At 63.0% G+C, this 13,051-nt stretch carries 8 protein-coding genes; 4 read left to right on the top strand and 4 right to left on the bottom strand.

Annotation, left to right across the window (positions count from 1 at the left end; translation table 11 throughout):
- Window positions 1-245: 245 nt before the first annotated feature.
- From ASF66_RS02435 to ASF66_RS02425, 3 genes are all read right to left on the bottom strand, one after another.
- A complete protein-coding gene (locus ASF66_RS02435) occupies window positions 246-1,454 on the bottom strand; it encodes an EAL domain-containing response regulator (RefSeq protein WP_162240067.1) in 1,209 nt (402 codons plus the stop codon).
- Between the two features lie 104 nt (window positions 1,455-1,558).
- Window positions 1,559-5,146 carry a transporter substrate-binding domain-containing protein gene (locus ASF66_RS02430; protein WP_056842571.1) on the bottom strand — a complete coding sequence of 1,196 codons (3,588 nt, stop codon included), beginning with the start codon at window positions 5,144-5,146 and terminating at the stop codon, window positions 1,559-1,561.
- A 50-nt stretch (window positions 5,147-5,196) separates the two neighbouring features.
- Window positions 5,197-5,823 (bottom strand): response regulator transcription factor, encoded by a 627-nt coding sequence (locus ASF66_RS02425; protein WP_049860194.1) that lies wholly within the window; start codon window positions 5,821-5,823, stop codon window positions 5,197-5,199.
- Window positions 5,824-6,259: 436 nt separating this feature from the next.
- On the opposite strand from ASF66_RS02425, the gene ASF66_RS02420 reads away from it, so the two are divergent.
- Window positions 6,260-7,285: a DNA topoisomerase IB gene (locus tag ASF66_RS02420; protein ID WP_056842570.1), complete on the top strand. Its 1,026-nt coding sequence runs from the start codon at window positions 6,260-6,262 to the stop codon at window positions 7,283-7,285.
- Between the two features lie 81 nt (window positions 7,286-7,366).
- Window positions 7,367-9,871, top strand: coding sequence for an excinuclease ABC subunit UvrA (uvrA, locus tag ASF66_RS02415; RefSeq protein ID WP_056842569.1), 2,505 nt, complete (start codon window positions 7,367-7,369; stop codon window positions 9,869-9,871).
- Between the two features lie 41 nt (window positions 9,872-9,912).
- Here uvrA and ASF66_RS22715 read toward each other — a convergent pair whose 3' ends face one another.
- The gene (locus tag ASF66_RS22715) at window positions 9,913-10,065 is read right to left on the bottom strand and encodes a hypothetical protein (protein ID WP_177331280.1); all 153 of its coding nucleotides are present in this window, start codon (window positions 10,063-10,065) and stop codon (window positions 9,913-9,915) included.
- A 153-nt stretch (window positions 10,066-10,218) separates the two neighbouring features.
- Here ASF66_RS22715 and ASF66_RS02410 point away from each other — a divergent pair, with 153 nt between their 5' ends.
- Together ASF66_RS02410 and ASF66_RS02405 are read left to right on the top strand one after the other, a co-directional pair.
- The gene (locus tag ASF66_RS02410; protein ID WP_056842568.1) at window positions 10,219-11,019 is read left to right on the top strand and encodes a glucose 1-dehydrogenase; all 801 of its coding nucleotides are present in this window, start codon (window positions 10,219-10,221) and stop codon (window positions 11,017-11,019) included.
- Window positions 11,012-12,829, top strand: a complete 1,818-nt coding sequence (locus ASF66_RS02405) for a glycoside hydrolase family 15 protein (RefSeq protein WP_056842567.1) — start codon at window positions 11,012-11,014, stop codon at window positions 12,827-12,829. Before ASF66_RS02410 ends, ASF66_RS02405 begins: the two co-directional genes overlap by 8 nt.
- Window positions 12,830-13,051 lie beyond the last annotated feature (222 nt).

Genomic DNA, 13,051 nt, shown 5'->3' with positions numbered 1-13,051 from the left:
ACAGAAACTGCGATCCCCTGTAGCAGCGGCGCAAGCCGCGTCAACGGTGAACGCGGTATGCCTGAAAGCACGCCACAAACCCGGACGCGGCTCGCGCCGCTGCTACAGAAACCGCGATCCCCTGTAGCAGCGGCGCAAGCCGCGTCAACGGTGGATGCGGTACGCCTGAAAGAACGCCACAAACCCGGACGCGACTCGCGCCGCTGCTACAGGGCCGGCGAGGCGCGTGATGCGTCCGGGCGGGGCTACTCGCGGCGTATGGGTTGCAGCGTCCTGGGTTGCTGGAGCCGCTGCTGCAGGGTGGCGGCGGTCAGGGGTGCGGCGAAATAGTCGCCCTGGCCGCGCAGGCAGCCAAGGTCGTATAGCAGCAGATGGTGTACCGCGCTCTGCACGCCGGTCACCGTCAGTTCGATGCCCAAGGTACGCGCGGCGACCGACATGTGCTGGACCACGGCCAAGTGGCGCGACTGATGCGGCGCTTCGAGCAGAAACGGTGCAGCCAGACGCAACTGATTGATCGGCCACTGACACAGGCGCTGCAGCGACGCCCCGCCGAAGCCGAAGCCCTGCATGCCCAGGTCGCAACCCATGAGCCGAACTCGCAGCAGAGTTTCCAAGTATTCGGCCTTGGGCCGCGCCAGCCCGACATGGCTGAGCTCCAGTGCCACGCGATGCTTGCCCGTCAAATGTCCGCGCAGTATGCCGAGCAACTCGTTCATCAGCGGTGGATGACCCAGCTGCTCGAGTCGCATGCCCAGGCTCAACCCCACCTGCAGACCGGCATCGGCAAGCTGATGCTGAACCTCTACCGCCTGCTCGGCCATGTACAACAGCAGCGCATTGCCCAGCCCTGCCCGCTCCACCGCCGGGCAGAACTGCGACATGGCCAGCGGGCCGTGCCGCGGGTGCCGCCAGCTCAACTGCGCATCGACACTGCGAATACGCCCGTCGGCAACCGTGCAACGCGGCAGAAAGCAGATGTCGAACTGGCCGCTGGCGATCCCCGCCTGCACCTCGGCACGGCTGATGCGCACTGTCGACGGTGTTGCCAGGACCGCCTCGCGTGGCGTGTTCAACGCCGCGAAGAAACGTTGCAACCGATCAAAGTCCAACGGGCTGCCGGCATCCACCAAATACTCGACACCCAGCATCGACACCCACTGGTACAGCCCGGTGCGCACCTCCGGATCGAGTCCGCCACCTATCAGCACCGCGCGCACACGCTTGCGGGTGACCGCCTCCTGGATAATGCGCAAGGCACCCACCCCCAGTACATCGACGTTGCACACCAGCACGTCGATGGGCTGGTGCTCGCGCAGCAACTGCACCGCCTGCTCGCTGGTCTGCGCTTGATACACGCAACTGCAACCCAGCTGATTGAGCATCCGCACGGCGATCGCACGCTGAAACCCATGACTTTCGACCAGTAACACCGTTGGCTTGATATCTGACACGATCACTTCCCCTGTTACCTCATGCCCCTGTTTCTTCATGCCTATGTTCAACTCCGTGCCATCCGCGGGATGCAGGCAAATTCCCAATACGCACTGGAAAATTCCTACGCCTTGCCGGATCTTTCGTGCCGTTTCAGATAGTCGTCCAGGCTGACCATGGCAGCCGCCAGATCCTCGACCCCGCGACGCATCCGTTCGGCCGAAGGCTGAGCCGTGCAGGCCTGTTCCAGTGCTTCGCAGGCCGCCAGCAGCCGTCGAGCGCGGACGATGCGGGCGCCGCCCTTGATTCGGTGCACCAGTTCCGCCACCTCGCCGATGGCGTAGGGTTGCGCCAACGAATGCAGGCGCTTGAGGTCCTGCAGGTTGCTCTCGGCCAGATCATCGAGCAGGCGCCGCAGGGAACTTGCATCGCCGCCGGTCAGTTGATCGAGGCTGCCGAGGTCCACCTCATCATCTTCTGTCTCGACCCTGCGGCGTGCGCGATGTGGATCCAGGTGCAGTGCCAGACTTTCCAGACTCAATGGCTTGAACAGGCAGTCGTCCATGCCTTGCTGGAGGCAGCGCAGGCGCTCGCGTATCTGCGCGTTCGCCGTGCAGCCGAGGAACAGACACGGCTCCAGTTTCTTCCGGCGCTCGTGCTCGCGCACGGCCTTGACCAACTGATAGCCGTTGATACCCGGCATGTTGCAATCGCTGATCACCACGTCGTAGGCACCCCGCAACCAGGCGCGCAGACCGGCGGCGCCGTGTTCGGCGACCGTTACGCGATGACCGAGAAAAGTCAGCTGACGCTCCAGCAGCAATCGGTTGGCCGGGTAATCATCGACCACCAGCACCTGCAGCGCCGGCAAGTTGCTGCGCGACGTCTCGCGGGCGATCTGCTGCGGGGCGATGGCGCGGGGTACCGCGTCGAACTGTACCTGGACCCGAGTGCCACAGCCGAGCACGCTGTGCAGTTCCAATCGGCCTTTCATCAGCGCCGCCAGGCTACGGCAGATGCTCAGGCCCAGCCCGGCGCCGACACGGCTGCCGCGGCCGCCGGCAGCCTGCCGATAAGGAGCGCCCAGGCGGGCCAGATCGGCCTGAGCGATACCTTGACCGCTGTCTTCCACGCTCAATTCGACCCGCGCGCCGTGGGTCTGCGGCCAGACGCCGAGGCTCACCGTGACCTGTCCCTCGCGGGTGAACTTGATCGCATTGCTGAGCAGGTTGGCGATGATCTGCTTGAAGCGCACCGGATCGACGCTGAGCCAGGTATCGGGTGCACCCAGCATGTCGAGCTTGAGCCGCAAGTGTTTCTCCCGGGCCTGGGCCTGGAACAGGCCGACGGTATCCCCTGCCAGTTGTCCCAACTGGCAGGGCGCGGCCAGCAGTTCCAGCCGCCCGGCTTCGATGCGGGTGACGTCGAGAATGTCGCCGATCAGCGCGAGCAGACCGTTGGCCGATTGCGAGGCGACTTCCAGGGCCGGCTTGTCGAGCATGCCCTGCTCGGCTTTCTTCAGGGCCAGTTCGAGCATGCCCAGCACGGCGTTCATCGGCGTCCGGATCTCGTGGCTCATGGTTGCCAGAAAAGTGGTCTTGGCCTGGTTGGCTGCTTCGGCCTGGGCCTGGGCTTCGCGATAGGCTTCGCACAGGCGCTGACGTTCGGTGATATCGACCCACCCGGCGATCAGGCCCTGTATGCGGCCGTCGACACCGCGGTAAGGCAACATCCAGTGGTGGATGATCAGCACCTCACCTGATTGCAGCGTCAGCGTGCGGTCCTCGACCACCGGTTCGCCGCGCTCCATGACCTGCATGTATATGTCCTGCGCAACCTGTGCATGGGCCTCCTGAAGCAACCCATAGCCGGCCAGCGGCTTGTTCAGTATGGCCTCGCGGGTGACGCCCAGGGCCTGCAGGTAGCCGGTGTTGCAGTTGATCAGACGCGCCTGGCGATCGCGGATGTAGATCGGATGGGGCGTGCCGTCGATCATCACCCGCATGACCTCCAGTTGCGTGGTCAACGCACGCTCGGCATCCACGCGCTGGCGGATCAGGCGCTTGAGGTAGCTGACCCAGCCCAACGCCAGCAACAGCAGGAGCAAAGCTGCGGCAAATCCCTGCATGATCGCCCAGCGGTAGCGCTGCCAAAGGCCGTCGGTGACGATCATTTCAGTGCGCCAGTGGCGTGTCAGCTCGCTCATGTGCGGCGGAGGAATGTCCTGCAGGGCACTGTCGAGGATCGATTGCAGCACCTGAGCCTGCGGTGATACGGCGAAGGCGAAATGGACCGGGGCCAGCGGCAGCGCCACGCTGATGCGCAGCCGCTCGCGGTATTGTCGCGCGATCATGTAGCGCGCGGCGATCAAGGGCAGCACTGCGGCGTCGGCCTGGCCGCGGTCGAGCATGGCCAGTGCCGCGGCCGTACTGACCGCGTCCAGTCGGGTGATCGAGGGGTAGTGTTCCTGAAGCCATTCATGCACACGACTGCCCTCCACCAGCACTATTCGCTTGCCGCTGGCCTGCTCCAGGGAGGTCAGACCTCGCTGGCCTTCACGGGTGACCAGCACCGGTGAGCTGCTCAGGAACCCTCGGCTGAACGCCAGGCGGGTCTGCCGCTCGGGGCTCGGGATCATCGCTGCGATCAGGTCGGCCTCACCGCGCTCGATCATTTCGCTCATGCGCGTCAGGGAAGTGCCCTCGATCACTTCGATGGCCAGCCCGGTGCGCCGGGCAATCTGTTGCAGCACGTCGGCAGCCACACCGGCGAAGCGGCCTTGATCGTCGCGGTAGCTGACGGGCACGAAACGCGGATCCATCAGCACACGCAGTTCTCGACGTCCGGCCAGCCACTGGCGCTGCACTGCATTCAAGGGCAATGCCGCAGGCTCCGCCACGTCCGGACGCTCGACGCTCCAGCGTCGCAGAATGCTCGCCCGTGCCTCATCCGGTATCACCGCCAAGGCCTTGTCCAATACCCGCAGCAGGCGCGCATCGTGCGGGCCGACGGCAAAGCCGAAGGCGTGCCCCTCGATGCCCACCGCCGATTGCAGGCGCAAGGCGGGCAACTGGCTGCCATCGGCCTGATGGAACACCGCGAGGGCCCCGCCGACGAACAGGTCTGCCTGCTGGTACGCCACTGCTGCCATGGCGTTCAGGGGGGTTGGGTGAAATTGCAGTTGGGCCGTCGGGAAACGTTCGCGCACCTCACTGGGCGAAACATGGTCTCGTACCAGGGCGACGCGCACCGGCAAGGCAGGATCGGCGTTCAGCGCGGACTCCTGGCGCGTGGCCAGCACCGGCCGGTCCTCGATGTAGGGGCTCGAGAGCAGCAGGCCGTGACGCAGTGCTTCACGACGACTGGCGGTGCCCAGCACCTGGACCTCGCCCGCCTTGAGCGCGGCCATCGCCAGCTCACGGGACGGATAGGCCTGCACCTCCACCTGCAACTCGAGCAGCCGTGCCAGCAGGGCCAGATAGTCGGCGCTCACCCCTTCATAGCTGGCGCCGTTGGCGGACAGGTCGAACGGCGCGTAATCGGGGCGGCTGACGCCCACCCGCAAGGTACGTCGCGCCCGCAGCCACTGCCGATCGCGGTCGGCCAACTGGACCTGCAGGCGGTCGAACCAGGCAATCTCGGGCTGTGACCGGCCGTGCAACGGCAGCATCTCGGCATGGACCAGTGCCGTACCGGCCAGCCACACAAGCATGCAGCGAACGCCACGACCGGTCCTCGCCATCAGGCTCATCAACTCACCCGTCAAACCAGAAAGTTACGTTTGGCGAGCTCGGCCAGCTCGACCAGTGAGCCCATCTGCAGCTTGTCCATCAGGCGAAACTTGTACGTGCTCACGGTCTTGTTGCTGAGCAGCATCAGCTCGCCGATGGCCTTGTTGCTCAGGCCGCGGGCCAGGTGCTGGAGGATGGTCAGCTCGCGGTTGGTCAGGCGCGCGATGCTGTCCGCCTCACTGACCAGCGCATCGCTGTTGCGCACCGAGCTGAAAGCAACCACCGGGAAGTAGGTGAATCCGGTACCGATGGCCGTTACCGCCTTGCGCAGTTCGTTGAGGTCATCGCACTTGGATACGTAGCCCATGGCGCCCAGCTTCATGCAGCGCAGGGAAAAATGCTCGGCAGGTTGGGAGGTGAGAATGACGATTCGGCTGCTGGCCCCCAGTTCCTTGATCCGGGCGATGACGTCCATGCCGTCCAGCCCGGGCAGGGAGATGTCGAGGACAATCAGATCGGGATGGTGTGTCTTGGCCATCAAGACTCCATCGACACCGTCCTTTGCCTCTGCAACCACGCTGAACCTTTCCTGCTTGAGCAACAGTTTGACGCTTGACCGGATGAACGGGTGATCGTCGATTATCAGTGCTGTACGCATGTCTTTCTCCTGATTGCGAGGGCGCCGGACGGCGCTTGCGTGCCCGGCGCGTGCTTCCTTTGCAGCGTTCTGCAGCGCCTCTTCTGGTTCTGGATCAGGGGACAGTGGTCAAGCGCAGGACGAGGCCACCTGCTGTAGGAGTGTTCCGTAAATCGCGGACGACGTCGGTCGGCTTATTCCGATTTGGCTATGGGAAGGTTCCGAAACCCTTGAGTGAAATTTTCCCTAGCGTCGTAGGATGGCCACGCTCCCAGTGCCCCCTTGTGCAGCGGCGCCAGTATTACCGGGACGTGCTGACACGAAAGCCGGACAATTCCCAAGCTTTCGGGGAAATCTCCTACGCTTGCTTCTAGCGAACATTCTTCGAACATCGCCGACGGGACTTCCGCGCGTGGCCGCGGTCCATTGCAGACACAGGCCATGGTTTTGCGCACAAATGTCCGACCTTCTCGAAATCGAACTTCCTGCCGATCTGCATTACGTTGACGACACCCTGCCGGGCCTGCGCCGCAAGACAGTGCGTGGCCATTTCGCCTACTTCACGGCAGATGGCGAACGCATTCGCGACGAGGCCGAAATCAAGCGCATCAACGCGCTGGTCATCCCGCCGGCCTACACCGATGTGTGGATATGTGCCGACCCCCAAGGTCACCTGCAGGCAACCGGACGCGATGCTCGCGGACGCAAGCAATACCGTTACCATCCGCGCTGGCGCGAAGTGCGCGATGAAGACAAGTATTCGCGCATGATCGAGTTCGGCAAGATGCTGCCCAAGGTGCGCCGGCAACTGGAGGCACACCTGGCCGCACCGGGGCTGGATCGTAACAAGGTCATGGCGGCGGTGGTGTCGTTGCTCGACAACACGCTGATTCGCGTCGGCAACACCCAGTACGCCCGAGACAACAAGTCCTACGGACTGACGACGATGCGCAACAAGCATGTCGAGGTCAAAGGCCATACCATTGCCTTTCAATTCAGGGGCAAAAGTGGCGTCGAACACTCGGTAACGGTAAAGGACCGGCGCCTGGCCAGCATCGTCAAGCGCTGCATGGAGCTGCCGGGGCAGAATCTGTTCCAGTACCTTGACGAGGATGGCCAACGGCACAGCGTCAGCTCCCACGACGTGAACGCTTACCTGCACCAGATCACTGGCGCTCATTTCACCGCCAAGGACTACCGCACGTGGGCAGGCAGTGCCTTGGCCCTGGCCATGTTGCGTGAGCTGCACTGGCAGCCCGAACCCGATGCGAAGAAGCACATCGTCGACATGGTCAAAGCGGTGGCCAAGCAACTGGGTAATACCCCGACGGTGTGTCGCAAATGCTACATCCACCCCAAGGTGCTGGAGCATTTCGTCATGGGCGAGCTGGCGAAGTTGCCCAAACCTCGCCAACGCAAGGGGCTGCGTCTGGAAGAGGTCGCCCTGGCGACGTTTCTCGAACGACTGGTAGCGGCTGCGTAAAGTCGCTCATAGAAGGCTTCCGGAATTGTGGGTGCAGACTGCGGTCGGTTATTGCACTGCTCATCCATTCCAAGGCTTTTCATGAAACCTACCGCTCCCAGCGGCTTCGTCCAGGTTCGCGGCGCCCGCGAACACAACCTCAAGAACGTCGATGTCGATATCCCGCGCGATGCCCTGGTGGTCTTTACCGGGGTATCGGGTTCGGGCAAGTCATCGCTGGCATTCGGCACCCTGTACGCCGAGGCGCAACGGCGCTACTTCGAATCGGTCGCTCCCTACGCTCGACGCCTGATCGATCAGGTCGGCGTGCCCGACGTCGACAGCATCGAAGGCCTGCCGCCTGCCGTCGCTTTACAGCAGCAGCGCGGCACGCCCAGCACCCGCTCCTCGGTGGGCAGCGTCACCACCCTGGGCAGTTTGGTCCGCATGCTCTATTCCCGAGCCGGTGCCTATCCGCCGGGCCAGGGGTTGCTCTACGCCGAGGATTTTTCGCCCAATACCCCACAAGGTGCATGCCCGCACTGCCATGGACTGGGCCGGGTGTACGAAGTAACCGAAAAAACCATGGTACCCGACGACAGCCTGACCATTCGCCAGCGCGCGGTGGCTTCCTGGCCGCCGGCATGGCAAGGCCAGAACCAGCGCGACATCCTCGTGACCCTGGGGTATGACGTGGACGTACCGTGGCGCGACCTGCCGAAGAAACAGCGCGACTGGATCCTGTTCACCGAAGAAACCCCGACCGTGCCGGTGTATGGCGGGCTGACGCCGGAACAGACCCGCGAAGCGCTCAAGCGCAAGATGGAACCCAGCTATCAGGGCACCTTCACCGGAGCCCGACGCTATGTACTGCACACCTTCACTCACTCGCAGAGCGCGCTGATGAAGAAGCGCGTCAGCCAGTTCATGATCGGCGCGGCGTGCGAAGTCTGCGCCGGCAAACGGCTCAAACCTGAAGCACTGAGCGTGACCTTTGCCGGCCTGGACATCGGTGAGTTCTCGCAACTGCCGCTCAGCCAACTCGCGCAGAAACTCAAGCCGGTGGCCGAGGGTCAGCAAGTGGGCAAGCGACTCAGCGAGGAAAAGCGTCTGGCTGCTCAGCAGCTCGCGCAAAACCTGCTCGGTCGCCTGCACACCCTGATCGATCTGGGCCTGGGCTATCTGTCGCTGGAACGCAGCACGCCGACGCTGTCGTCCGGCGAGCTGCAGCGCCTGCGCCTGGCTACCCAGCTGGGCTCGCAACTGTTCGGCGTGGTCTATGTGCTGGACGAACCCACTGCCGGCCTGCATCCGGCCGACGGCGAGTCATTGCATGCCGCTCTGCAGGGACTGAAGGCGGCAGGCAATTCTCTATTCGTGGTCGAGCACGACCTGGATACTATGGCGCGCGCCGACTGGGTGGTCGATGTCGGGCCGTTAGCCGGCGAACAGGGCGGCCAGGTGCTCTACAGCGGCCCGCCCCAGGGCCTGGCTCAGATAGACGCCTCGCAGACCCGTGCGTACCTTCACGGCGGCGCCGCGCCATTGCCGCGCCCACGTCGAGACACCACCCGCTGGCTGAAGCTGGCGGATGTCAGCCGCAATAACCTGCGCAAGGTGGCTGCAGAGTTTCCCCTGCAATGCTTCACCGCCGTCACCGGTATCTCCGGCTCGGGCAAGTCGAGCCTGGTCAGCCAAGTGTTGCTGGAGCTGGTCGGTGAACACCTGGGCCAGGCCCAGGAAGAAGTCGAGGACGTATTGGAAGACGCCGCGCCGCAGACCGAATCGGGCCACATCGTCGAGGGTATGGATCACATCAAGCGACTGGTGCAGGTCGACCAGAAACCGATCGGCCGCACACCGCGCTCGAACCTGGCCACCTACACCGGACTGTTCGATCACGTGCGCAAACTGTTCGCTGCCACCAAGGATGCCCGTCGTCACGGCTTCGACGCCGGTCAGTTCTCGTTCAACGTGGCCAAGGGGCGCTGCCCGGAATGCGAAGGTGAAGGTTTCGTCAGCGTCGAGTTGCTGTTCATGCCCAGCGTTTTCAGCCCCTGCCCGACCTGTCATGGCGCCCGCTACAGCCCCAAGACCCTGGCGGTGAAATGGGAAGGACGTACGATCGCCGACGTGCTGCAATTGACCGTTCTGCAGGCCTGTGAGGTGTTCGCCGAGCAGGCAGCGGTGCTGCGTCCCTTGAGCGTGCTGCGCGACATCGGCTTGGGCTATCTACGCCTGGGGCAGCCTGCGACCGAGCTGTCGGGCGGTGAAGCGCAACGTATCAAGTTGGCCACCGAACTGCAGCGCACTCAGCGCGGCGCTACGTTGTATGTACTCGATGAACCCACCACAGGTCTGCACCCCAGCGATGTCGACCGGCTGATGCAGCAACTCAATCACCTGGTCGATGCTGGCAACACCGTGATCGTGGTGGAGCACGACATGCGTGTGGTGGCTCAGGCCGATTGGGTGATCGATATCGGACCCAAAGCCGGTGACCAAGGCGGCGAGGTGGTTGCAGCCGGGAGGCCGGAAGCAGTGGCCAAGGCCAGCGCCAGTCAGACTGCACCTTACTTGCAAAGCGCTCTGGCGGAACCCGTGTAGCAGGCCGGCAGCCCTGAAGGATCGGGGCTGCCGAGCGCTACTCAACCGACAGGTTTGCTCTGGCCTTCATCGGATGGAGTGCGTTCCTTCTCACCTTGCTGATTCTCGCGCTTGTGCTCTTCACCAACCTTGCCGGCATTTTCCGGCTTGTGGTCGAGGTCTTCGCGATCGGATTCTTTATTCTCGGTAGTCACGGTACTTCTCCTGGCAGTGCGCGGACGACATATTGGGCCGTCATGCAGTTTAGGCATCTGCGCATGGCATTCGTGCCCAAACGTTTCCAGGCTGAACTCCCGCACCGCGTTACCAGTCAGCATTGAAACGCCATTATCGGAGGAACATCCCGGATGCAGATTTCATTGGATAAACAGGTTGCCCTCGTCACCGGCGCCAGCTCCGGTCTGGGTGCCGCAGCTGCCAAGGCGTTGGCCGAAGCCGGTGCCAGCGTGGTGGTCAACTACAACTCCCACGCAGAGCCTGCCGAAAAACTCGTCGCGCAGATCCGCGAAGCGGGTGGCAAGGCCATCGCGGTGGGCGCGGACGTGTCCAAGGAAGATGACGTCGAGCGTCTGTTCGCCACGACCATCGACACCTATGGCGCCCTGGACATCCTGATCGCCAATTCAGGGCTGCAACGCGATGCCGCCACGGTCGACATGACCCTGGCGGACTGGAACAAGGTGATCGAAGTCAACCTCACCGGCCAGTTCCTGTGCGCTCGTGCTGCCTTGCGCCAGTTCCAGAGCCAAGGCCCGCGCTCGTGGCTATCCCGCGCAGCTGGCAAGATCATTCACATGAGTTCAGTGCACCAGCTCATTCCGTGGGCAGGCCACGTCAACTATGCCGCGTCCAAAGGCGGTATCGACCTGCTGATGCGCAGCATTGCCCAGGAAGTGGGCGAACAGCGCATTCGCGTCAATGCCATCGCACCCGGGGCCATCCGCACGGCGATCAACGAAGAGAACACCCAGGGCGATGCGGAAAAGAAACTGCTGGAGTTGATTCCCTACGGTCGCGTCGGCGAAGTGGACGACGTTGCCAACGCAGTGGTCTGGCTGGCGTCCGATCTGAGTGACTACATACATGGCACCACGTTGTTCATCGACGGCGGCATGAGCCTGTATCCGGGGTTCCGAAACAATGGCTAAAGATGTCTGCAGCACTACGCAAAGCCCCATCGAGGCCCACGGCATCATCGGCGACATGCGCAGCGCCGCACTGGTCGCCGACAATGGCAGCATCGACTTCTGCTGCTGGCCCGAATTCGACAGCCCCTCGATATTCACCGCCCTGCTCGATTGCGATCGTGCCGGTGTGTTCGAACTGGCCCCAGACCTGCCCGGTGCACGCCGGCAACAGATCTACCTGCCCGACAGCAATGTTCTGCAGACGCGCTGGATCGACCACGACGCGGTGATCGAGATCACCGACCTGATGCCAGTCGCCGCCGTTGCCGACGCCCTGCCCCGGCTGATCCGCCGGGTCGAGGCGCGCAATGGCACGGCCACCATTCGCTTGCGTTGTCGGGTTCGGCACGACTACAGCCGCGCCGATACCCAGGCCTACACCAGCGGCGAGGACGTTTGCTTCCGCGCCGAAGGTCAGCCCACTTTGCGTCTGTCGGCGACCCAGGCCCTGAGCATCGACGAGCACAGCGCCATTGCCGTGTTCGAACTCAAGGAAGGCGAATGCGCCGAATTCATCCTGGGTGGCGAAGAAGACCCCATGGTGAGCGCCGGCACGGGGCAGAGCTGTCTGGAAGAAACCCTGGCGTTCTGGCGCAACTGGATCGGCCATTCGAACTACAAGGGCCGTTGGCGGGAAATGGTCGACCGCTCTGCCTTGGCGCTCAAGCTGCTGACGTCACGCCGGCACGGCGGAATCATTGCGGCGGCCACGTTTGGTCTGCCGGAGGCGCCGGGTGGCGTACGCAACTGGGATTACCGCTATACCTGGATCCGGGACGCGTCGTTCACCGTATACGCGTTCATGCGCTTGGGGTTCACCACGGAGGCCAACGACTACATGCGCTGGGTGCGCGATAGGGTCGGCGAATGCACCGACGAACCGGCCCGCCTGGGTGTGGTATACGGCCTGGATGGCCGCGAGGAGCTGCCCGAATCGGAACTCGATCACCTGAGCGGGCACGGTGGTGCCCGTCCCGTGCTGGTGGGCAACGGTGCCCATGATCAGGTCCAGCTCGATATCTACGGTGAATTGCTGGATGCGGTGTACCTGGCCAACAAATACGGCGAAGCCATTTCCCATGAGGGGTGGAAACACGTCACCCACATCGTCGACAAGGTCTGCAGCAGCTGGCAGCAGAAGGATGTCGGTATCTGGGAGATGCGCAACCCACCCGAGCATTACCTGCATTCCCGGCTAATGTGCTGGGTGGCCATCGATCGGGCGTTACGCTTGGCCGAAAAACGCTCCCTGCCAGCACCGTTCGAGCGTTGGGACAAGGAACGGCAGGCGATTCACGACGATATCTGGACCCATTTCTGGAACGCCGACGCCGGACACTTCGTACAGAAGCTGGGCGGTGTCGAACTCGACGGCTCGATGCTATTGATGCCGTTGGTGCGTTTCGTGGGTGCCAGCGACCCGCAATGGCTCAGCACGCTGGCGGCGATCGAGCGCACGCTGGTGCGTGACGGCATGGTCTATCGCTACCGTCAGGACGACGGCCTGCCGGGCGATGAAGGTGCGTTCACGGCCTGTTCATTTTGGTACGTGGAATGTCTGGCCAGGGCCGGACAGGTGGAAAAAGCGCATCTGGAGTTTCAGCAATTGCTGCGCTATGCCAACCCGCTGGGCTTATTCGCCGAAGAGTTCGATCGGCATGGTCATCATCTGGGCAATACGCCTCAGGGATTGAGCCATCTGGCATTGATCAGCGCAGCCAGTTTTCTCGACAGAAAGTTGAGTGGTCAGCGTACTCAATGGCAACCTTGAAGGTTTCAAACGATGATGGTGGCAAGAGTGCCACTATCACACCCATAAACCAAACGTAATGCCAATCTGCTAGGCGCCTGCCAAGAAGCACGCCATACTGGCACCTGTTACCACTCGTTGCGCCATGGCTGCCGAATGTTCATAAACCCGGCGCTTCGAGGGAATTAAATTTGTCGTGCCGCGCTCCTATTCAGGTAGCAATGGACACACTTCATACACCGG

It is taken from the genome of Pseudomonas sp. Leaf129, assembly GCF_001423465.1.
In the GTDB taxonomy this organism is placed as follows: Bacteria; Pseudomonadota; Gammaproteobacteria; order Pseudomonadales; family Pseudomonadaceae; genus Aquipseudomonas; species Aquipseudomonas coleopterorum.
Note: the sequence above shows the minus strand (reverse complement) of the source record. Positions and strands in the feature narration are given on the sequence as shown.